This window comes from Methylobacterium sp. 88A (assembly GCF_000376345.1).
Classification (GTDB): Bacteria; Pseudomonadota; Alphaproteobacteria; order Rhizobiales; family Beijerinckiaceae; genus Methylobacterium; species Methylobacterium bullatum.
The window spans coordinates 1,074,666-1,094,496 of record NZ_AQVT01000001.1; the positions used below are offsets into that span (position 1 = coordinate 1,074,666).

Annotated in this window: 21 protein-coding genes; 8 read left to right on the forward strand and 13 right to left on the reverse strand. The window is 66.9% G+C overall.

Annotated elements, in window-relative coordinates:
• Positions 1-14: 14 nt before the first annotated feature.
• Positions 15-1,235, reverse strand: a complete 1,221-nt coding sequence (locus A3OM_RS0105075) for a phosphopentomutase (protein ID WP_018042648.1) — start codon at positions 1,233-1,235, stop codon at positions 15-17.
• Between the two features lie 14 nt (positions 1,236-1,249).
• On the reverse strand, positions 1,250-2,878 hold the full coding sequence (locus tag A3OM_RS0105080) for an ABC transporter ATP-binding protein (protein WP_018042649.1): 1,629 nt from the start codon (positions 2,876-2,878) through the stop codon (positions 1,250-1,252).
• 131 nt (positions 2,879-3,009) lie between these two features.
• Between A3OM_RS0105080 and A3OM_RS0105085 the strand changes: the two genes are divergently transcribed.
• The 3 genes from A3OM_RS0105085 to A3OM_RS0105095 all read left to right on the forward strand — a co-directional run bounded on the left by A3OM_RS0105085 (position 3,010) and on the right by A3OM_RS0105095 (position 5,091).
• The gene (locus A3OM_RS0105085; protein WP_051074369.1) at positions 3,010-3,873 is read left to right on the forward strand and encodes a transglycosylase SLT domain-containing protein; all 864 of its coding nucleotides are present in this window, start codon (positions 3,010-3,012) and stop codon (positions 3,871-3,873) included.
• Positions 3,874-3,955: 82 nt separating this feature from the next.
• Positions 3,956-4,870: an alpha/beta hydrolase gene (locus A3OM_RS0105090; RefSeq protein WP_018042651.1), complete on the forward strand. Its 915-nt coding sequence runs from the start codon at positions 3,956-3,958 to the stop codon at positions 4,868-4,870.
• Between the two features lie 29 nt (positions 4,871-4,899).
• On the forward strand, positions 4,900-5,091 hold the full coding sequence (locus tag A3OM_RS0105095) for a DUF1192 domain-containing protein (protein WP_018042652.1): 192 nt from the start codon (positions 4,900-4,902) through the stop codon (positions 5,089-5,091).
• Here A3OM_RS0105095 and A3OM_RS0105100 read toward each other — a convergent pair.
• Both A3OM_RS0105100 and zigA read right to left on the reverse strand, forming a co-directional pair.
• Complete coding sequence (locus A3OM_RS0105100) at positions 5,081-5,410, reverse strand: hypothetical protein (RefSeq protein ID WP_018042653.1); 330 nt, start codon at positions 5,408-5,410, stop codon at positions 5,081-5,083. The genes A3OM_RS0105095 and A3OM_RS0105100 overlap by 11 nt on opposite strands.
• Entirely contained in the window at positions 5,410-6,630 is a 1,221-nt protein-coding gene (gene zigA / locus A3OM_RS0105105) for a zinc metallochaperone GTPase ZigA (protein ID WP_018042654.1), read from the reverse strand. The genes A3OM_RS0105100 and zigA overlap by 1 nt, the downstream gene beginning before the upstream one ends.
• Positions 6,631-6,825: 195 nt before the next feature.
• On the opposite strand from zigA, the gene A3OM_RS0105110 reads away from it, so the two are divergent.
• Positions 6,826-7,470, forward strand: a complete 645-nt coding sequence (locus tag A3OM_RS0105110; protein ID WP_018042655.1) for a TetR/AcrR family transcriptional regulator — start codon at positions 6,826-6,828, stop codon at positions 7,468-7,470.
• 82 nt (positions 7,471-7,552) lie between these two features.
• On the forward strand, positions 7,553-8,008 hold the full coding sequence (locus A3OM_RS0105115; protein ID WP_018042656.1) for a DUF2852 domain-containing protein: 456 nt from the start codon (positions 7,553-7,555) through the stop codon (positions 8,006-8,008).
• Between the two features lie 77 nt (positions 8,009-8,085).
• Here the strand turns inward: A3OM_RS0105115 and A3OM_RS0105120 are convergent, their stop codons facing one another.
• On the reverse strand, positions 8,086-8,352 hold the full coding sequence (locus tag A3OM_RS0105120) for a hypothetical protein (RefSeq protein ID WP_018042657.1): 267 nt from the start codon (positions 8,350-8,352) through the stop codon (positions 8,086-8,088).
• A 214-nt stretch (positions 8,353-8,566) separates the two neighbouring features.
• On the opposite strand from A3OM_RS0105120, the gene upp reads away from it, so the two are divergent.
• The 3 genes from upp to A3OM_RS0105135 all read left to right on the forward strand — a co-directional run bounded on the left by upp (position 8,567) and on the right by A3OM_RS0105135 (position 10,803).
• On the forward strand, positions 8,567-9,229 hold the full coding sequence (gene upp, locus A3OM_RS0105125; RefSeq protein ID WP_018042658.1) for a uracil phosphoribosyltransferase: 663 nt from the start codon (positions 8,567-8,569) through the stop codon (positions 9,227-9,229).
• An 85-nt stretch (positions 9,230-9,314) separates the two neighbouring features.
• Positions 9,315-10,331: an NAD(P)H-quinone oxidoreductase gene (locus A3OM_RS0105130; protein ID WP_026175730.1), complete on the forward strand. Its 1,017-nt coding sequence runs from the start codon at positions 9,315-9,317 to the stop codon at positions 10,329-10,331.
• Positions 10,332-10,500: 169 nt separating this feature from the next.
• Positions 10,501-10,803, forward strand: coding sequence for a hypothetical protein (locus A3OM_RS0105135; RefSeq protein ID WP_018042660.1), 303 nt, complete (start codon positions 10,501-10,503; stop codon positions 10,801-10,803).
• 196 nt (positions 10,804-10,999) lie between these two features.
• Here the strand turns inward: A3OM_RS0105135 and A3OM_RS0105140 are convergent, their stop codons facing one another.
• The 8 genes from A3OM_RS0105140 to lysA form a co-directional block, all read right to left on the reverse strand.
• Entirely contained in the window at positions 11,000-11,881 is an 882-nt protein-coding gene (locus A3OM_RS0105140) for a 3-hydroxybutyryl-CoA dehydrogenase (RefSeq protein WP_018042661.1), read from the reverse strand.
• A 210-nt stretch (positions 11,882-12,091) separates the two neighbouring features.
• A complete protein-coding gene (locus A3OM_RS0105145; RefSeq protein ID WP_018042662.1) occupies positions 12,092-13,042 on the reverse strand; it encodes an FAD-binding protein in 951 nt (316 codons plus the stop codon).
• A 129-nt stretch (positions 13,043-13,171) separates the two neighbouring features.
• Entirely contained in the window at positions 13,172-13,921 is a 750-nt protein-coding gene (locus A3OM_RS0105150) for an electron transfer flavoprotein subunit beta/FixA family protein (protein WP_018042663.1), read from the reverse strand.
• A gap of 220 nt (positions 13,922-14,141) precedes the next feature.
• Positions 14,142-14,714: a cob(I)yrinic acid a,c-diamide adenosyltransferase gene (locus A3OM_RS0105155; RefSeq protein WP_018042664.1), complete on the reverse strand. Its 573-nt coding sequence runs from the start codon at positions 14,712-14,714 to the stop codon at positions 14,142-14,144.
• Positions 14,715-14,746: 32 nt separating this feature from the next.
• Complete coding sequence (locus A3OM_RS0105160; RefSeq protein WP_018042665.1) at positions 14,747-15,364, reverse strand: acyloxyacyl hydrolase; 618 nt, start codon at positions 15,362-15,364, stop codon at positions 14,747-14,749.
• 145 nt (positions 15,365-15,509) lie between these two features.
• A complete protein-coding gene (locus tag A3OM_RS0105165) occupies positions 15,510-15,695 on the reverse strand; it encodes a twin transmembrane helix small protein (RefSeq protein ID WP_018042666.1) in 186 nt (61 codons plus the stop codon).
• A gap of 99 nt (positions 15,696-15,794) precedes the next feature.
• Entirely contained in the window at positions 15,795-18,416 is a 2,622-nt protein-coding gene (locus A3OM_RS0105170; protein ID WP_018042667.1) for a TIGR02302 family protein, read from the reverse strand.
• A gap of 114 nt (positions 18,417-18,530) precedes the next feature.
• Positions 18,531-19,805 carry a diaminopimelate decarboxylase gene (gene lysA, locus A3OM_RS0105175; RefSeq protein ID WP_018042668.1) on the reverse strand — a complete coding sequence of 425 codons (1,275 nt, stop codon included), beginning with the start codon at positions 19,803-19,805 and terminating at the stop codon, positions 18,531-18,533.
• Positions 19,806-19,831 lie beyond the last annotated feature (26 nt).

The window sequence follows — 19,831 nt, forward strand, 5'->3', positions numbered from 1 at the left end:
TGAGCGGGACCGACTCACCACCACGACGTGCCGCGTACCAATTCGCCGACGTCGAGATGGTGGGCGATGGAGGCGCCGATATCCGCAAAGGTTTCCCTACGCCCGAGTGACCGGGCGGAAAGACCGGGACCGAAGGCCAGAACCGGCACCTGTTCGCGGGTGTGCTCCGTCCCCGGCCATGTCGGGTCGTTGCCATGGTCGGAAGTGACGATGCAGACATCGCCCTCCGCGAGCTCCGCATGGATCTCGGGCACGCGCGCATCGAAGCGCTCCAGCTCGGCGGCGTAGCCGGGCACATCGCGGCGGTGGCCGTATTCCGTGTCGAAATCGACCAGGTTCAGGAAGACCAGCCCGCCATCGGGGAGGGTGCGGAACGCGGCCAGCGCCGCATCGAGGCAGGCGGCATTGCCGGCCGGTTTGATCTCGCGGCCTGTGGCGCGGTGGGCGAAGATGTCGCCGATCTTGCCGACGCTGACCACGACGCGTCCCCGCTCGCTCAAGCGGTCGAGGAGGGTCTCGCCCGGCGGCTGCGTGGCGAAATCCCTACGATTCGCCGTGCGCCGGAAACCGGTCTCCTCCGAGCCGAGGAAGGGGCGGGCGATGACTCGGCCGATCCGGTAGGGGTCGCAGATCTCGCGGGCGGTCCGACAGAGCTCGTAGAGCCGGTCCAGCCCGAACGATTCCTCGTGAGCGGCGATCTGGAAGACGCTGTCGGCCGAGGTGTAGCAGATCGGCTTACCCGTCCGGACATGCTCTGCCCCGAGGCGCTCGACGATCGGGATGCCGGCGGCGTGGCAATCGCCGAGGATACCGGGGAGTTCGCCCCGTTCGATCAGCATTTGAGTGAGGGCAGGAGGGAAGGCCGGCACCCTGTCGGGGAAGTAGCCCCATTCCTCGGTGACGGGGGCGCCCGCGATCTCCCAATGGCCGGAGGGTGTATCCTTGCCGGGCGCGGTCTCGACGGCATGGCCGTAGGCCCCATCGACCGGACCGGATGGCTCGAGACCGGGCGGGATGCGGCCGCTCGCCCCCTCGGCGGCGAGACCGAGGCCGAGACGCGTCAAATTCGGCAGAGCGAGGGGGCCGCCTCGCAGGCCCTCGCGATCGCCCACACCGGCGGTGCAGGCTTCCGCGATATGGCCAAGCGTGTCCGAGCCCTCGTCGCCGTAGCGGGCAGCGTCCGGCCCTCCGCCGATGCCGACCGAATCGAGGACGATGAGAAAGACGCGCGCCATGGGTCCCGTCGTGTTCAGGCCGGGACCACGTCTTCGGTGGTGGCGCTGTTGAGATCGAAGGCGGCAGCGAACAGGGCCTTCGTGTACTCGGTCTGCGGCCGGGCGAAGATGGCCTCCGCCCGGCCTTCCTCCACGACCTTGCCGTTCTGCATCACCAGCACGTAGTTCGCCAACGCGCGCACGACCTTCAGATCGTGACTGATGAAGAGGTAGGCGAGCTTGCGCTCCTTCTGCAGGTCGCGGAGCAGGGTGACGATCTGAGCCTGAACCGACCGATCCAGGGCCGAGGTCGGTTCGTCGAGGACGACGAAGCGCGGTTTCAGCACCATGGCGCGGGCGATGGCGATGCGCTGGCGCTGGCCGCCGGAGAACTCGTGCGGGTAGCGATCCATCGTCGCCGGATCGAGACCGACATCGGTCAGTGCCTTGGCGACCACAGCGCGCCGCTCCGTGCGCGACGTCACCGCCCCCTGCACGACGAGGCCCTCGGCGACGATGTCGGCCACCGTCATGCGCGGCGAGAGCGAGCCGTAGGGGTCCTGGAAGACCACCTGCATGTCGCGCCGGAACGGTCGCATCGCTCCGGGGCCGAGCCCGGCAATGGACTGGCCGAGGAAGACGATAGGGCCCTCGCTGCCGGTGAGGCGCAGCAGGGCGAGCCCCAGAGTGGTCTTGCCCGATCCGGATTCCCCGACGATCCCGATCGTCTCCCCCTCGCGGACGGCGAGTGACACGCCATCCACCGCCTTCACGTGGAAGGTGGTGCGCCGGAGAAGCCCCTCGCGGACCGGGAACCACACCTTGAGCGGACCGGCTTCGAGCAGGCGCGGAGCGTCGTCCGCAACCGGGTTCGCACGCCCCTTCGGCTCCGAGGCGAGCAGGCGCTGGGTATATTCGTGTTTGGGTCTGGCGAAGATCTCGTCCACCGGCCCCGCTTCGACGATGCGGCCGGCGAGCATCACGCAGACCCGCGAGGCGATGCGCTGCACGATGCCGAGATCGTGGGTGATGAACAACATCGACATGCCAAGGCGCTTCTGCAAATCGGCCAGGAGCGTGAGGATCTGCGCCTGGACGGTGACGTCGAGGGCGGTGGTCGGCTCGTCCGCCACCAGCAGGTCCGGCTCGCAGGCGAGCGCCATGGCGATCATCACGCGCTGGCGCTGCCCCCCCGACAATTCGTGCGGATAGGCGCCCATGCGCCGCTCGGCGTCGCGGACGCCGACGAGTTCGAGTAATTCGAGAATGCGGACCCGGGCCTTGCGGCCGGACAGGCCGCGATGAATCTCCAGAACCTCGCCGATCTGCCGCTGGATCGTGTGCAGCGGATTGAGCGAGGTCATCGGCTCTTGGAACACCATGGTGATGTCGGCACCGCGGATCTTACGCAGCTCCGGCTCCGGCAAGGCCAGAATGTCCCGTCCCTTGAACAGGATGCGACCGCCGGGATGGACGGCGCTGCCATCGAGGAGACGCAGGATCGACAGAGCCGTCACCGACTTGCCCGACCCGGACTCGCCGACCAGGGCCACGGTCTCGCCCTTGTGAATCGTGAAGCTCACGCGATCCACTGCCAGCGTCTCACGCTCACGCGAGCGAAAGGCGACCGACAGGTCTTGGACGTCGAGCAGCGTGTCAGTCATCGAGGGAAGGGCACCGGGTCCGCGGAGAGGGGAAGCCGAGGCTCTTATAGCGCGGCGCGATGAGATCGGCGAACGGCGATTGATCCGGCGCCAGACGCCATTACAAACGCCCCGTGACATCCCTCCGCAGCCTGATCCTCGCCTGTTGTCTCCTCGCCGCCGCGCCGGCCTCGGCCGAGGTGGCGACCGAAACCGTGGAGCAGGCGCTCTGCCGCCTCATCGAGGATTCGGCCAGGGTGCGCGGCTTGCCCGTGCCGTTCCTGACACGGCTGATCTGGCGGGAAAGCAGTTTTCGCGTCACGGCCGTGAGCCCGGTGGGCGCGCAGGGTGTTGCGCAGTTCATGCCGGGAACGGCACGCGAGCGCGGGCTGACCGACCCGTTCGATCCCGAACAGGCGATCCCGCACGCCGCCCATCTCCTCGCCGACCTCAATCGCCAGTTCGGAAATCTCGGCCTCGCGGCCGCGGCCTATAACGGCGGCGCGGGCCGGGTCTCGGGCTGGCTCGCCGGAACGGGCGGCCTGCCCGCCGAGACGCGCGCCTATGTCATGGCGATCACCGGTGCACCGGCCGAGGATTGGCGCGGGGGCGCGGCCGTCAACGGAGCCGAGGGGGAGGCAGAAGCCCCCAAGAAGGAATCATCGAAGGCGGAAGCGCCGAAGACCTGCCTGCAGGTCACCGCCGCGTTGCGGATACCCTCACGCGGCGATCGCTTCGCCCTCGGCGGCAACGAGGGGCCGGCCGCGCCTTGGGGCATTCAGCTCGCCGGAAATTTCTCGAAATCCCTCGCCCTCCAGAGCTTCTCCCGCACCCGGAAACTCTACGCCGGCGTGATCGGCGAGGTGCGGCCGATGATCATCGGGACGCGCCTGCGCAGTCGCGGCACGCGCGCCTTCTACCGGGTCCGCATCCCGGCCGAGAGCCGGGCGGCGGGCGATATCCTGTGCAGCCGCATCCGCAAGGTCGGAGGCGCCTGCATCGTGCTGCGCACCTGAATCCGAAAAACCCTTCTTCCGGTCATGAATCCGCCGTGCGGCACGTGTCATTCGGGTCTTCGTTTCCCCGTTTGAGAGATGCATGACCCGCGCCTTCGCCGCCTTCGCCACTCTCGCCTGCCTCGCACTGGCCGCCCTCGGGGTCACGGCCTGTTCGCCCCTCGCCCTCTTCGATGCCATCGGCCCGCGCGACCAAGGCGGCCGGCTCGCCCAGAAGAGCGCCGCCTTCGGCACCCATCCGCGGCAGCGCCTCGATGTCTTCACGCCCGTCGGCGGCGCGGCGGATGCGACGGTCTTGGTTTTCTTCTATGGCGGCTCGTGGAAATCGGGCGCGAAGGACGATTACGAATTCGTCGGTCAGGCCTTGGCGGCCCAGGGTTTCGTCACCGTCATCCCCGATTACCGGGTCTACCCGGAAGTGCGGTTCCCCGACTTCCTCGACGATGGTGCCGCCGCCATCGCCTGGGTCCGCGACAACATCGCCGAATATGGCGGCGACCCGCGCCGCATCGTTCTCGCGGGCCATTCGGCCGGGGCCTACAACGCCCTGATGCTCGGGCTCGATCCGCGCTACCTGCGCAAGGCGGGGGTCGACCCGAAGGTGATCCGGGCCGTGGCCGGTCTATCCGGCCCCTATGACTTCCATCCTTTCGACCAGGACACCTCGCGGGACGTGTTCGGACAGGCCCCCGATCCGGCGGCGACGCAGCCGATCACCTTCGCCGGTCCCCATTCGCCCCCAGCCTTCCTCGCCAGCGGAGACAACGACACCATCGTGCGCCCGCAGAATACCCAGAGCCTCGCGGCGCGGCTGCGCGCGGTGCGCGTGCCGGTGCAGGAGCGGATCTATCCCGGTCTCGACCATGCCGACACGCTTCTAGCCCTCTCGGTCACCTTCCGTTCGAAGGCGCCGGAACTGTCGGAAATGACGACATTCCTCAAGCAATATGCCGGCACTCAGCAGCACGTTCGCTCGGTCTCGCGGTGGGACCGTTAGGCGAGCGCCGGATGACAGGGGGACGAGCCATGCGCGACGACGACACGGACCGGCCGAAGCGCACGGTCTCCCATACGATCGGCGAAAGCCTCGACACCCTCTCCCTCGACGAGATCGCCGAACGGATCGCCCTGCTGCGCGCCGAGATCGAGCGGCTGGAATCGGCCCGAACGGGCAAGAAGACCGCCCTGGACCGGGCATCCTCGATTTTCAAACTATAGGCGCGGAAGCTCCGGGCGGGGTCGCGCCCTCCCGCCTCATGGCATCCTCTTCCGCCCCCAGCCGGGCGATGTCGTCGGGCTCGACCGCCTCCAGTCCACGCGCGATCTTCAGCGCCCGCGTCGGCTCGCCGACCCGCATCACCAGGACGATGGTCTCGCGATCGGCGCAGCCGGGCTCGCCACAGGCGATTTCGTTGACGGCGAGGACGTCATCCTCGCCGAGCCCGAGACCCAGGCGAAGCTCGCCTTTGAGGCTCGCCGCATCGGCCGAGCGTGCGGCCGAGCGAGCGCGGGCATCCTTGAGGGAAAAGAACGCCATTAGGCGGCGGCACGCTGCCAGGCGGGAAACGGATCGGGCAGGGCGCGGTACGGCGCCGGATCGAACCGCGTCACATCCTCGGAACCAACTAGGCAGGCATCGAGTGCGGCGGTGATCGCCACGCGATCGAGGCCCGTTCCGATGAAGACGAGTTCCTGGCGGCGGTCGCCCCAGGGCTCACTCCAGGTCCGGGACAAATGGGTGCGCCACTCCGCATCCTCCGGCCAGCGGGCCTTCGGCACACAGGCCCACCACGCCCCCATCGGCGAGACCCGCGCGATGGCACCGGCAAGGGAGAATTCGCCGACCCAGTCCGGCCGCGTCGCCAACCAGAAATGCCCCTTCGCGCGGATGAGGCCCGGCCATGTGGTCTTGGTGAAAGCGTCGAATGCCTCGGGGGCGAAGGGACGGCGGGCGCGGTAGACGAAGGAGCCAATTCCGTATTCCTCGGTTTCGGGCACATGCTCGGCGGCGCCGTAGAGCTCCTTGAACCAAAGCGGGTGCTTCTGCGCCTTCTCTTCGCTGAACAGGCTGGTATCCAGAACCTGATCGAGCGCGACGCGGCCATGGGAAGCCTCGATGATGCGGGCATCGGCATTGAGTCCGCGTATCACCGAGCGGACCAGAGCGAGCTGATCCGCCCCGACATCACCCGCCTTGTTGACGACGACCACATCGGCGAACTCGATCTGCTCCACGAGAAGGTCAACGAGGGTCCTGGCATCCTCCTCTCCCGCGGTCTGGCCCCGGTCGCGCAGGAACGCCGTCGAACCGTAATCGCGCAGGAGACTCACGGCGTCGATCACGGTGACCATGGTGTCGAGGCGGGCGATATCGCTCAGCGCAGCCCCGTCTTCATCGCGGAAGGAGAAGGTGCTCGCCACCGGCAGCGGCTCGGCGATGCCCGTGCCTTCGATCAGGAGGTAATCGAACCGCCCTTCCTCCGCGAGCGTCCGGACTTCGGCCAGGAGGTCGTCCCGCAGCGTGCAGCAGATGCAGCCATTGGTCATCTCCACCAGGCGTTCGTCGGTGCGAGAGAGGTTGGCGCTGCCCTCGCGGATCAAGGCGGCGTCGATATTCACCTCACTCATGTCGTTGACGATCACGGCGACGCGTCGCCCCTCGCGGTTGTTGAGAATGTGGTTCAACAGCGTCGTCTTGCCGGCACCGAGAAAGCCGGAAAGGACGGTGACGGGGAGACGGTGATCGCGCTGGCTCATCGGATATCCACAATGCAATGTAATACCATTACATTTTGTAGGATCGTGCTTGTCAATCGCCGTTCGAAAATCTCTGTCCACGGGTAGACAGAGGAGGGTCGAAAAGCGCGCTCCGCGTGTTAGGGGAGGGCCATCCCGGCAGAGTCGCGGCAAAGGTGCAGCCGCTGGCCGGCGATCGCCCGAGGATGGAATCCAGTGCGACCCTGGCGAGAAGGACCGGGAGACCGGCGAAGCTACCATCACGGCAACCTCAAAGAGGCGCTGATCGAAGCGGCGCGCCGGTTCATCGCCGAACGTGGTGTGGGCGGTTTCACCCTGGTGGATGCGGCACGCCTCGTCGGCGTGACACCGGCCGCGCTCTATCGCCATTTCCGGGGTCGCGAAGCTCTGCTGGAGGAGGTGGCCGGCCGTGGCTTCACCGACCTCGCCGAGCGTCTGGCACGCTCACTCACCTCACGCGGAACACCACTGGAGCGCTTCACCCGAATGGGGGAGGCCTATCTCGCCTTCGCGGAGGAAGAGCCCGGCTATTATGCCGCCATCTTCGAGACGCGTGGCGCCCCGATGACGGCGGAGCAAGCAGCCTCCGACGTCCCGCCGAGGCCCAGCCCCTTCGACCTTCTGCTCGAAGCGCTGAAATCGACGTTTCCGGATGGCTTCGGCGGAGTCGAGCCTCGTTTCGTCGCCCTGGAAGTCTGGGCCCTCTCGCACGGGCTCGCCACGCTCTCGGCCTCCGGCCATCTGCCGAAGGGGCCGGGCATGCCAGACAAATACGAGCTGCTACGTGCCGGAGTGCTGGCCCTCGTCCATGGCGCGGGTCGTCCCCGACACTCGGCCTGACACTCTCTGAAAACGACCCTTGAAACCACCACGTCGCGTTCGCAAGTAAATGTGGTTCACATTAACATCGGAGCTGTGAGCCGTGAGCTTTTCCTCGACCTCTCCCTGGGCCACCGGCAAAGCCTGCCGCAGCGGTCCGTTTGCCCGCCGCTCTTTCGAGATCGGCGCCGTCGTCGTCGCGTTCTTCTACTGGTGGCCGCTGGCGGCGGCCTACATCGCCTGGAAGGTGGCGGGTTACCCGGCATTGTCCGAACTGCGCGGCATGATCGGCCGTGGGTCCGATTGGCAGGCGGGCATGCGCAAATCGCGCTTCGCTCAGGCGTTCGAGGCCGCGGATCTGCGCGGCACCGGTAACCTCGCCTTCGACGATTACCGCCGCGCCGAACTCGACCGGCTCAATGCCCAGCGCAAGGCGCTGCAGGAGGAGAGCCGTGCCTTCGCCGAGTTCGTGGAAGAACTGAAGCGCGCCAAGGACCGCGAGCAGTTCGACGCCTTCATGGCCAAGCGCAATACGAGCGGCTCGACGCAGAACGTCTGATCGATACCCCATCCGGGGTCACGGAGGGCTTCCGGCAGCAATGCCGGGAGCCCTTTTTCGTTCGTCCAGCGGCCCGATCAATCCTGCAGTTTCTTCAGGTGATGCAGGGCGATGAAATGCAGGCAGAAGCCGAGGATCAGGGCCGTCACGCTCACCGCACCCGGCTCGGTCTGGAAGAACCGCAGCGAGACGCTCCACGCCTCGGCGCGGGACAGGCGGTGGTCATACCCCTCGTAGAGCCGCATCCCTGGCAGGAAGAAGCCGACCATCACCAGGGACGCCCCGAGCGTGTTGAGGAACGTGGCGCGATAGCGGACCCGGTCGTTACGGGCGGACTTGCTCATGGGCGTGCTGTTTCGGATAAGTTTCATCGACGATCCGGACCACCCTGTTTGCCTCGCTCCGACGACCGGGACGCGCCCCCGCCGCGTCATGGCCGCGCTTCTTTATCGGATTTTCATGCCCTGGGGGGCCATAAGGGCGGGAGTTCAAAAGAGGGTGGGGTCGGTCCGGTGCCGCTCGTGGCACGGTAGGCCGCTTCTCGGGGGAGTGAAGGCGATGGCGAATACGGACGTTACCGGCGCGGAGATCCGCGCGACGGTCACGGTGGTCGACCATCCCCTGGTCCAGCACAAGTTGACCCTGCTCCGACAGAAGGAGCGCTCGACCAAGGGCTTCCGCCAGATCCTCAACGAGATCGGGATGCTCCTCGCCTATGAGGTCACCCGCGACCTTCCCCTGGAGCGGGTGACGATCGAAACCCCGATCCAGGCGATGGAAGCGCCGCAGATCGCGGGCAAGAAGCTGGTTCTCGCCCCGATCCTGCGCGCGGGCGTCGGCTTCCTCGACGGCATGCTCTCGCTGGTGCCCTCCGCGCGCGTCGCCCATGTCGGGCTCTATCGCGACCCCGAGACGCTTGAGGCGGTGGAATACTATTTCAAGGCACCGTCCGACCTCGCCGACCGCACCGTCCTCGTCCTCGACCCTATGCTCGCCACGGCCAATTCGGCCATCGCCGCCATCGACCTCCTGAAGCAGCGCGGCGCGCGCGACCTGCGCTTCGTCTGCCTCCTGGCGGCACCGGAAGGCGTCGCCAAGCTCCAGGCGAGGCATCCCGACGTGCCGGTCTGGACCGCCTCCATCGACAGCCACCTCAACGACCACGGCTATATCGTGCCCGGACTCGGCGATGCCGGCGACCGGATGTACGGCACCCGTTGAGACAGTCCTCGCTTACCAACTGCGCCCTTGCCAACCCGCCCTCCGGCCGCACATGACGGGTCACGCCAACCGGAGATGTGATGCGATGACGTCAAGCCCAGACCTGCCAGAGACCATGCGCCAGATCCGGTTCGCGGGAGCAGGTGGGCCGGACGTCCTGACGCTCGAGACGGTGCCGCGGCCCCAGCCCGGTCCCGGCCAGGTGCTCATCGAAGTGGTCGCGGCCGGCGTGAACCGGCCCGACATCCAGCAACGCGAAGGCAAATATCCGCCGCCGAAGGGCGCCACCGAAATCCCGGGCCTCGAAGTCGCCGGCCGGATCGCGGCCCTCGGCGAGGGGGCTGAGGGCTTCGCCATCGGCGACGAGGTCTGCGCCCTCACCATCAGCGGCGGATATGCCGAATTCGCCGTGGCCGAGACCGGACAATGCCTGCCGCGCCCGGCTCCGCTCTCGCTGATCGAGGCCGCCGGACTGCCGGAGACCTATTTCACCGTCTACAGCAACGTTATCGAGCGCGGACGCCTGAAGCCGGGCGAAAGCTTCCTCGTCCATGGCGGATCGAGCGGCATCGGCTCCACGGCGATCCAGATGGCGAAGCTGCACGGCGCTCGGGTCTTCGCCACCGCCGGCTCGACCGAGAAATGCGCGTTCTGCAAGGAGCTCGGCGCCGACGAGGCGATCAATTACCGCGAGACGGATTTTGCCGAGGAGATCAAGCGCTTCACCGAGGGCAAGGGCGTCGACGTCATCCTCGACATGGTGGGCGCGCCCTACCTCGCCCGCAACCTCGCCTCCCTGGCGATCGAGGGACGCCTCGTGCAGATCGCCTTCATGCAAGGCTACAAGGTCGAGAGCTTCAGCATGACGCCGATCATGATGAAGCGGCTCACATTCACCGGTGCGACCCTGCGGGCGCGTCCCAAAGCAGAAAAGGCGGCCATCGCCGAGGGCCTGCGTCGGGATATCTGGCCACTCCTCGCCGACGGCCGGATGAAGCCGATCATCCACGCCACCTTCCCTTTGGAGAAGGCGTCCGAGGCCCATGCGCTCATGGAGTCGAGCGCGCATCTCGGCAAGATCATGCTGACGACCGGGCGCTGAACCAGGACTTCACCTCGATAGCGGTGCGGCTTTTCCGTCAGATGCCACCGCCAGGGCCGATCGCCTCGGAACAGGCACCTCGGCCGTCGCGTTCAATCCACCAAATGAGACACCCGCGTCTCAGGATGAACATGACGGCCGTCCCCGGCCGAGCTCGGAAAGGTATCTCATGGCAGAACGACTCGAAGGTCAGGACGCGCGTCAGGGCAAAAAGGGCAAGCCTGTCCTCTACGTGCTGATCGGCAGCCTCGTCCTCCTCGCCATCGCCATCACCGGTCTGATGACCTGGCAGGGTGCGAATTCTCCGAAGGATTACGCCTCACAGAGCCAGGACGCTTCCCGTGGCCAGGTCACCGGCTCCGTGAACGGGTCTGGAAACGGAACCTCGTCGGCGAACACCGGCAACGTTCCCGCTGGCAACCCGGCCTACCCGGCGCCGGCCCAGCCGTCGGCTAACGGTGGCCAGAAATAGGCCAGACGTCATGTCGGTTCTAACGACCGGCAACGACGACAGCGCGCTACGGCATTGCAGCGGACTTAACCGCTTCCAAGCCGTAGCGTTTTTTTTTGAGAAGCGTCGTTGATCTGGCGAGATCACTCGCAAGAAATCTTCGCCCGATGAGCCACGACTCTCACTCTGGGCTTGAGCTTTCCCGGCCTGCCGCCTCTCAGCGGGTCGGAACCGGGACTTCGCCGCGATAATCGTAGAAGCCGCGCTTCGTCTTCCGGCCGAGCCAGCCGGCTTCGACATATTTCACCAGAAGCGGGCAGGGACGGTACTTCGAATCCGCCAGACCTTCGTAGAGCACCTGCATCACCGAGAGGCAGGTATCCAGACCGATGAAATCGGCCAGCTGCAGCGGGCCCATCGGATGGTTGGCGCCGAGCTTCATCGCGGTGTCGATGGCCTCCACGGAGCCGACACCCTCGTAGAGCGTATAGATCGCCTCGTTGATCATCGGCAGCAGGATGCGGTTGACGATGAAGGCCGGGAAATCCTCCGACATGGTGGAGGTCTTGCCGAGCTTGGCGATGAAGGCCTTAGCGGAGACGTAAGTCGGGTCCGCCGTGGCGATGCCCCGGATCAGCTCCACGAGCTGCATGACCGGAACCGGATTCATGAAATGGATGCCGATAAACCGCTCCGGCCGGTCGGTCGCGGCTGCGAGGCGCGTGATCGAGATCGACGACGTGTTGGTCGCCACGATGGCATCAGGGTTCAGCGACGGGCACAGGGCGGTGAAGATCTGGCGCTTGGTCGCCTCGTCTTCCGTCGCCGCCTCGATGACGAGATCGCAGGGGGCGAGGTCGTCGTAGCTTTCGGCGGCGAGGATACGGGCGACGCCACTGCGCCTCTGCTCATCGGTGATCGTGCCTTTGGAGACCTGACGTGCCAGATTGCCGTCGATCGTCGCGAGCCCGCTATGGATGCGGGCGGTGTCGCGGTCGTTCAGCCGCACGTCCAGCCCGGCCATGGCGCAGACATGGGCGATGCCGCTACCCATCTGGCCGGCGCCGATGATTCCGACGGTCTTGATCTCGATGGCCATCGCTTGAACTCGCACCCCTGAGGCGCGGCCGGTTCGGCCGCAGAACGCCCGCCTAGCGATCGAGGCGTTGGCACCGCAATTGAAATGCGGCGCACAAAATTCCTAGATCATTTTCTCGCTGAGGTGCAGCCCGGGCAAGCGCTTAAATGGGAAAAGAACTCCGTCGCGGATGCCCGCGGCGAAGTCCTGTCGTGGTTCCGGGACCCGGGATCAGCCCTTGGCTTTGGCGATCTCGGCCTGAAGCTCGGGGACGATCTGGAACAGGTCGCCGACCAGGCCGTAATCCGCCACTTGGAAGATCGGCGCGTCCTCGTCCTTGTTGATGGCGACGATGACCTTCGAGTCCTTCATTCCGGCCAGATGCTGGATTGCGCCGGAGATGCCCACCGCCACGTAGAGGTCCGGCGCCACGACCTTGCCGGTCTGTCCGACCTGCCAGTCGTTGGGAGCGTAGCCCGCATCGACAGCGGCGCGCGAGGCACCCACCGCCGCGCCGAGGGCATCGGCCAGTGGCTCGATGAGCTCCTTGAACTTGTCCGAGGAGCCGAGCGAGCGGCCGCCCGAAACGATGATCTTGGCGGCGGCCAGCTCGGGCCGGTCGGACTGGGCGATCTCCTCGCCCTTGAAGGTAGACTTGGAGGAAGCGGGCGCGCTCGCAGAGACCGGCTCCACCGGGGCCGTCGATCCCCCGGCGGCAGCGGCCTTGAACGCCGCCATGCGGACCGTAATGACCTTCTTGCCCTCGGCGGCCTGGACGGTCTGGATCGCGTTGCCGGCATAGATCGGCCGGTCGAACGTGTCGGGCGAGATCACGCTCATGATGTCCGAGATCTGCGCCACGTCGAGGAGGGCGGCCACGCGCGGTAGCACGTTCTTGCCTGTGGTGGAGGCGGCGGCGATGATCACGTCGTAATCGCCCGCGAGCGAGACGATCAGCGCGGCCGTCGGCTCGGCCAGGGCGTGGTCGTAGGCGGCGTCTTCGGCCAGCAGCACCTTGTCGACACCGTCGAGAGCGGCGGCGGCATCGGCTGCCGGGCGGCTCGCCGCACCGGCGACCAGGGCGTGGATCGGTCCGCCGATTTCCTTGGCGGCGGAGAGTGCCTTCAGGCTGGCGTCGCGCACGGCGCCGTTATCGTGCTCGATGAGGAGGAGAATGGCCATGCTATGCGTCGAACCTCATATGCGGTGCGGCCTGGCATCCGTCGCGGCGTCGCGCCGGTCTGCGGCCGAAGGGAGGGATTGTGGGCCGGCACCGGCCATCCTGCGACGGCCGATGCGCGAGCGCGAAGCTCAGATGACCGAGGCTTCGCCCTTCAACTTCTGGACGAGTTCGGCCGCGGAGCCGACCTTGATGCCCGCCTTGCGTCCGGCCGGCTCGACGGTCTTCAGCACCTTGACCCGGGGCGTCACGTCGACGCCGAGGGCATCGGGGCTGAGCTCCTCGAGAGGCTTCTTCTTCGCCTTCATGATGTTAGGAAGCGACGCGTAACGCGGCTCGTTCAGGCGCAGATCCGTGGTCACGATCGCCGGCAGGGCGAGGGTGACGGTCTGCAGGCCGCCATCGACCTCACGGGTGACGTCGATCGAACCCTCGCCGAACTCGAGCTTGAAGGCGAAGGTGCCCTGTGGCCAGTCGAGCAGGGCGGCCAGCATCTGTCCGGTCTGGTTGGAATCGTCGTCGATGGCCTGTTTGCCGAGGATGACGAGGCCGGGCGCCTCCTTCTCGACGATTGCCTTCAGGATCTTGGCCACCGCCAGCGGCTCCACGAGCCCGTCGGTCTTTACCAGGATCGCCCGGTCGGCACCCATGGCCAGAGCCGTGCGCAACGTCTCCTGCGCCTGTTGCGGTCCAATGGACACGGCGACGATCTCGGTCGCCTTGCCCTTTTCCTTGAGACGGATCGCCTCTTCGACGGCGATCTCGTCGAAGGGGTTCATCGACATCTTGACGTTGGCGAGTTCGACACCCGAACCATCGGCCTTGACGCGGATCTTGACGTTGTAGTCGACGACCCGCTTGACGGGCACCAGAACCTTCATGGCGGTCACAATCCTCCAATGATTTTCTTGGCAAGGGCCGGCGCAGCGCGCGAAGGGCCTTCGACGCGGTCGAAGGTCCGGGCACCCTCTTGGAATGAAGCGGCGGACCGTAACGGGGGGATTTCAGACTTGTCAACGCGTGCGACAGTCTAGCCCCGCGTCGAACACATGGGGTTTGAAATCCGGGCCGTCTTGTATGCGGTCTACCAGATATCCCGCTTCAGCGGTTCTTGCCCGGAACCCAGAGCACGTCGTCGGCTCCATTGGCATTGGCCGTGCGGCTCGCCACGAAGAGGAAGTCCGACAGGCGGTTCAGGTATTGCAGTGCCTCCGGCGAGACGCGCTCGCCTTCCACGGCTGCGAGGGCCACCGTCAGGCGCTCGGCCCGGCGGCAGATCGTGCGGGCGAGATGGAGCGCGGCGGAGGCTGCCGAACCGCCGGGGAGCACGAAGGATTTCAGCGGCGACAGCTCGGCGTTGAGCAGGTCGATATCCGCCTCGATGCGCTTCACCTGGCTGGCGACGATACGCAGGGGCTCGTAAGCCGGCGGCTCGTCGCTTTCCGGGGTGGCGAGATCGGCACCGAGATCGAACAGGTCGTTCTGGATGCGGCCGAGCATGGCGTCGAGGACGATATCGGCATGGAGCCGGACGAGGCCGATGCAGGCATTGGTCTCGTCGACCGTCCCGTAGGCCTCGACCCGCAGATCCGCCTTGGAGCGACGTTCGCCATTGGCGAGCGCTGTGGAGCCCTTGTCGCCGGTTCGCGTATAGATGCGGTTCAGGGTGACCAAGGGTTATCCGATCTCAGATCCAGGCGTCGGGCTTAGAACGTGTAACCGATCTTGCCGCCGAAATTCGTCAGGCCGCGATTCTCGTGGCACAGGCCGGCATTCGACATGTGCTCGACGGTGGCCATGATGCTCCAATGCTCGGTCAGACGATAGCCGAGCGCCGCGGCTTCGCGGAACAGCGGATTACAACCGAGGGAGTTGAAGCCGGCCGGTGCGTTGGCTTTCAGGCCGGTATAGCCGTTATGCGCGCCCGCGCCGAAGAATCCTTCGAGGAAGACCCGGTTGTTCAGGGTCTGCGGGAAGAGGTCCACCGTCCAGGTCAGGCCGATATAGGCGTAGCTGGTGCGGCCATCGAAGTTGTAGCTGCCGCCCACGGTTGGGCGCGCCACGAAGGCCTGCCAGAACGGGTCGAGGCTCACAATTGGCTTGTAGAACAGGATCTCGCCGTTGATGGCGTTGGTGTTCTTCTCGGCGCTGCCGGGATCCTGGACGGCCCCGCCGATACGCACCTCGGAGACGATGCTCAGCGGCTGGACAGGCGTGACGTAGGCCGCAGCGGGAGGCGGCGATCCAAGATCGGCGGCCTGGGCGGAACACACGACAGGCAGGGCGAGAATGCCGGCGACCAGGCGAGAGCAGATGGCTTGCATCGATGACGGATCCAAAGTGAACGGAACCTTCCTACCACGCGGAAATACGCTGGCGGCAGTCCGGCGGCTCAGTAATCCCGCCTCGTCATCGTGTTAGATCGCGTGTGAGGCCCGTCCGCCACACTCACCGAGATGTGATCGTGGCTTAGGCGGAGCGCCACCACACCACGCCCATGATGAAGACGATCGCCACAAACTGCAGCAATACGCGCAGACGCATGAGGCGTTGGGACGTGTTGGCGCTGCCGCCGCGCATCATGTTGACGAGGCCGAGCAACAGCACGACGGCCACGGCGAGACAGGCGACGAGGACGAGGGAGTTGGAGGACATGACGGCTCGGGCTCGGAACGCGGGGACGAAGCCCATATGGCTCCGGTGTTACCCTAGCCCATAGGGCAGGGCATCGCACCCGATGAACGGATGCGCTCCTCAGTTTCGCCGGAGCAGTCGCTCGAAATAGTCGAGCTCTTCTCTCGGCCGGCTCGGATCGCCGAGCTTGCGGCGCAACTCCTCCATGATCCGGCGCGTGCGCTGGACCGCGGATTCGTCGGCGGTCGGAACCTTGCCACGTCCGTCGGAGAGGTCGCGGCCCTTCGTCGGACGGCCGAGCGGATCGTCGTCGCGATTGCCGGCCTGCCCCTGCTGACTGGGGTTCTCGCCGCCCTCCTGCTCGCCCTCGCCTTCACCCTCGCCCTGGGCCATCTCCTCCATCTGCTTCTGCATCCCGTCGGCCCCGCGCTTGAGGCCATCGAGGGCGCGGCCCTGAGCGTCGACGGCATCGCCTTCCTTGCCCTCGCCGAGGGCGCCTTCGGCGTCGCGCATCGCCTCCTCGGCGTCGGCGAGGCCTTCCTCGCCCTGCATCCCGAGCTCCTTCATTCGCTTCTGCAGATCCTCGAGCCGCTGGCGCAGGGCCTGCTGGCGTTCGCCGGCGCCGCCCTGGCCCTGCTCGCCTTTCTGGCCCTTCTGACCTTGCTGCCCTTGCTCTCCGCCCTGCTGGCCCTGATCGCCATTCTGCTGCTGCCCCTGCTGGCCGCGCTGGGGCTTCTGGCCCTGCTTCTGCCCGGGCTGCTGGCCGCGCTTGTTCTGGCCATCCTTGAAAGTCTCGTCGCGGAGCGCCTGCTGCTCGCGGGACATCTTGTCGAGTTCCTCGGCCTGCTTGCTCATCTCACGGCCATTCGGGTCGGATTTGGCTCCCGGCTCGGCGGTCTGAAGATTTTCGAGGATGCTGCGAAGCTCTTCGAGCAGGCGTTGCGCCTCGGCGGTGTCGCCGCGCTTCATCGCCTCTTCCATGTCCTTCAGCATCTTGTTCAGATCGTCCGGGGTGACGGTCTTGGCGTTCTGCTGGGACTTGCCCTTCTCGCCCTGCTGCTGGGGCTGCTTCTGCTGGCGCTCGGCCATCTGCTTCATGAACTTGTCGAGGGCCTGTTTCAGGTCCTCCGTCAGCTTCTTGATCTCCTCGTCCGGCGCGTTGCGCTCGATGGCGTCCTTCAGCTTGTCCTGTGCGGCGCGCAGGCTCTTCTCCGCGTCGGACAGATCGCCGTCCTCGATCTTGAGCGCCATCTCCCACAACAGGTCGGCGACCTCGACGAGGGCTTCGTCGGTCCGCGCAGCTTTGAGCCGGCGGGATGCGGTGCGCAGCCCGAGGAAGATCGACGGCTGCGGTGTGAACTGGTCCGGCGCGATCATCAGCGCGTCGAGGGCGGTCTGCACCCGGCGCCGGCTTTCGTCGGGAGCGGTGACGAGGCGTCGGCGCTCTTCCGCCAAGGCGCGCGCCAGAGGTTCGCGGAACGGCCGCGCCGGCAACGTGATCTCCGCCGTCTCGGTCCGCCCTTCCTGGCCGGCCTCGTCCTTGACCACGAGGGTGAGGCGGACACGCGCGCCGGACCATGGATTGTCGGTAAGATCCACCAGCGTCTTCGTGTCGGTGTCCCCGCTCACATCGGAAGGCAGGGCGAGTGGCATCTTCGGCACCGGAACCAGGGAGCGCCCGCCGGCCAGGGGCTCGATGATCCCGTCGGCAGAGGCAATGCCGTAATCGTCCTTGGCACGGTAGGTCAGGTTGAAGGTACCGCGTGCATTTACCTCCAGGCCGCCGATACGCCTGACTTCCGGGGCGAGATCGGGGATGGTCTCGACGATGAGATGCTGCGTGGGCGCCGAGCCCGCGGCAATGACGAGATCGGCGGTGCCACCGACGAGCTGGAAGCGGTCCTCACGGAGGTCTGGACGCGCTTCCTTGCCAGGCAGTGGCTTGAAACCGGCATTCGGGGTCAGCACGACATCGCCCTGGCCGGCGATCCGGACGATCAGCGTCGCGTTCACCGGTGCGCGCAGGCGCTGCTCGGTGCCGTTCATGGTGACGACGAGGGGCGGAAGCCGGGTGTAGAGCGGCGGATCGATCCAGGCATCCACCCGAAAGCTCGGTGCAGGTCCGGCGGCCTCGTGCCAGTCGAAGGCGCTGCCGATGCGCTGGCGCCATTCCGGGCCGGCGACGAACAGGCTGGCGACCGCCGCCACGACGAGGCCCGCGCGCAGGGCGAAGGGGTCGCGGCGCGGCATGCCCGGACGGGGTAGGCCGACGTTCAATCGTGCGACCGCCTCGGCCGCACGGCGCTGGTGCAGGGCCCAGAGAGCCTGTGTCGCCGGATCGGACGAACCGACGGCGAGCGTATCCTCGATGGCGGAAGCGGGATTGTGGGACAGGCTGGAATTGCCCGCAGCGGCATCGCGGTCGAGCCGCGCGAGGGCATCCCGGCGGCTCGGGCGGGAGAGCCGGATCAAGGGAACCAACGCGGCGAGGAGTGCGACGGCGAAAGCGGAAAGCCCCGAGATCCGCCAGATCGGTGGCAGATCGAGCCAGAGCCCCAGCCATGAGACCGCCAGGAAGGCGAGGATCACGGCGAGCCCTCGCCAGAGCAGGGGCCATGCCCGCTCCCACAGCCCGGCGGCCTGCGAACGCGACACGAGCCGATCGAGCCGGCTTCGCGCGGCCGGCGGCTTCGGGGTCGTCATCTGGGTCGCACCGGAGGTCGTCGCGTCGGCCTCGTCCATTCTGCTGGGCTCCCGAGGCGGTGAGTGCTCGCCGCATCCCGCGCTGTCAGCCTAGCATGGTGGCGGCGCACGGCGATCGGGTCAAATCGGCCCACCCGCATCGCGGGCGCGCGGCTATTCCGACCGCAGCCAGTCGGGCACGCGGTCGAGGCCGATGAGGTCGTCGTAGGTCTGACGCGGCCGGACGATGGCCGCGCGGTCGCCGCTCACCAGAACCTCGGCCACGAGGCGGCGCGTATTGTAGGTTCCGGCCTGGACAGCCCCGTAGGCGCCCGCCGTCATCACGGCGACGAGGTCGCCCGGTGCGACATCGGGAATGTCGCGGCCCAGCGCGATGTAATCGCCGCTCTCGCAGACCGGTCCGACCACATCGGCGACGAGGCGGGACGTCTCGGCACCGGGCTCGATGATCGGACGGAGGGCGTGGTAGGCCTCGTAAAGCGTCGGGCGGATCAGGTCGTTCATCGCCGCGTCGACGATGACGAAGGTCCGGCCCTCCGTGCGCTTCACATAGAGGACGCGGGTGACGAGGATGCCGGCATTGCCGGCGATCATGCGGCCGATCTCGAACACCGGGCGCAGGCCGAGAGACCGGTAATGCGGGCGCAGAATCTCCGCAAGGGCGGCGGGCTCGGGGGGAGGGGCGTTGTCCTCGCGATAGGGAATGCCGAGGCCACCGCCGAAGTCGATGTGATGCAGGGGGTGACCCTGCGCCATCAGGCTGCGCGCCAGTTCCGCCAGCAGCCCGGCCGCATGGGCGAAGGGCGCGAGATCGGTGATCTGACTGCCGATATGCATGTCGACGCCGGACACCGCGATCCCCGGCAGGGACGCCGCGCGGGCATAGACATCGGCCGCGCGCCCGATGGGGATGCCGAACTTGTTCTCGGATTTTCCGGTGGAGATCTTGGCGTGGGTTCCGGCATCCACGTCCGGGTTAACCCGGACGGAGACCGGAGCGGTCGCGCCAAGAGAAGAGGCCACCTCCGACAAGGTTTCGAGCTCGGGCTCGCTCTCCACGTTGAAGCAGTAGATGCCGGCATGCAGCGCCGCCGCCATCTCCTCGCGGGTCTTGCCCACGCCGGAGAACACGATCCGCTGCGGATCGACGCCGGCGGCAAGGGCGCGGCGCAGCTCGCCCTCGGAGACGATGTCCATCCCCGCGCCGAGACGCGCCAGCGTGGTGAGCACCGCCTGGTTCGAATTCGCCTTCATCGCGTAGCAGACGAGGGCGTCGTCCCCGGCGAAGGCCTCGGCGAAGACGCGGTAATGCCGCTCGAGCGTCGCGGTGGAGTAGCAATAGAACGGGGTACCGACCTCGGCGGCCAGGCCGGTCAGATCGACATCCTCGGCCGCCAGAAGGCCGTCGCGATAATGGAAATGGTGCATCGACGGGCCTTGGGACGCGGATCCTG

Bases quoted from the DNA above. Each gene is read 5' to 3' on its own strand.
- upp (WP_018042658.1), top strand. From the start codon at position 8,567: ATGGCGAATACGGACGTTACCGGCGCGGAGATCCGCGCGACGGTCACG.
- A3OM_RS0105150 (WP_018042663.1), bottom strand. From the start codon at position 13,921: ATGAAGGTTCTGGTGCCCGTCAAGCGGGTCGTCGACTACAACGTCAAG.
- A3OM_RS0105130 (WP_026175730.1), top strand. From the start codon at position 9,315: ATGACGTCAAGCCCAGACCTGCCAGAGACCATGCGCCAGATCCGGTTC.
- A3OM_RS0105170 (WP_018042667.1), bottom strand. From the start codon at position 18,416: ATGGACGAGGCCGACGCGACGACCTCCGGTGCGACCCAGATGACGACC.
- A3OM_RS0105075 (WP_018042648.1), bottom strand. From the start codon at position 1,235: ATGGCGCGCGTCTTTCTCATCGTCCTCGATTCGGTCGGCATCGGCGGA.
- lysA (WP_018042668.1), bottom strand. From the start codon at position 19,805: ATGCACCATTTCCATTATCGCGACGGCCTTCTGGCGGCCGAGGATGTC.
- A3OM_RS0105140 (WP_018042661.1), bottom strand. From the start codon at position 11,881: ATGGCCATCGAGATCAAGACCGTCGGAATCATCGGCGCCGGCCAGATG.
- A3OM_RS0105135 (WP_018042660.1), top strand. From the start codon at position 10,501: ATGGCAGAACGACTCGAAGGTCAGGACGCGCGTCAGGGCAAAAAGGGC.
- A3OM_RS0105080 (WP_018042649.1), bottom strand. From the start codon at position 2,878: ATGACTGACACGCTGCTCGACGTCCAAGACCTGTCGGTCGCCTTTCGC.
- A3OM_RS0105165 (WP_018042666.1), bottom strand. From the start codon at position 15,695: ATGTCCTCCAACTCCCTCGTCCTCGTCGCCTGTCTCGCCGTGGCCGTC.
- A3OM_RS0105090 (WP_018042651.1), top strand. From the start codon at position 3,956: ATGACCCGCGCCTTCGCCGCCTTCGCCACTCTCGCCTGCCTCGCACTG.
- A3OM_RS0105120 (WP_018042657.1), bottom strand. From the start codon at position 8,352: ATGAGCAAGTCCGCCCGTAACGACCGGGTCCGCTATCGCGCCACGTTC.
- A3OM_RS0105145 (WP_018042662.1), bottom strand. From the start codon at position 13,042: ATGGCCATTCTCCTCCTCATCGAGCACGATAACGGCGCCGTGCGCGAC.
- A3OM_RS0105095 (WP_018042652.1), top strand. From the start codon at position 4,900: ATGCGCGACGACGACACGGACCGGCCGAAGCGCACGGTCTCCCATACG.
- zigA (WP_018042654.1), bottom strand. From the start codon at position 6,630: ATGAGCCAGCGCGATCACCGTCTCCCCGTCACCGTCCTTTCCGGCTTT.
- A3OM_RS0105100 (WP_018042653.1), bottom strand. From the start codon at position 5,410: ATGGCGTTCTTTTCCCTCAAGGATGCCCGCGCTCGCTCGGCCGCACGC.
- A3OM_RS0105160 (WP_018042665.1), bottom strand. From the start codon at position 15,364: ATGCAAGCCATCTGCTCTCGCCTGGTCGCCGGCATTCTCGCCCTGCCT.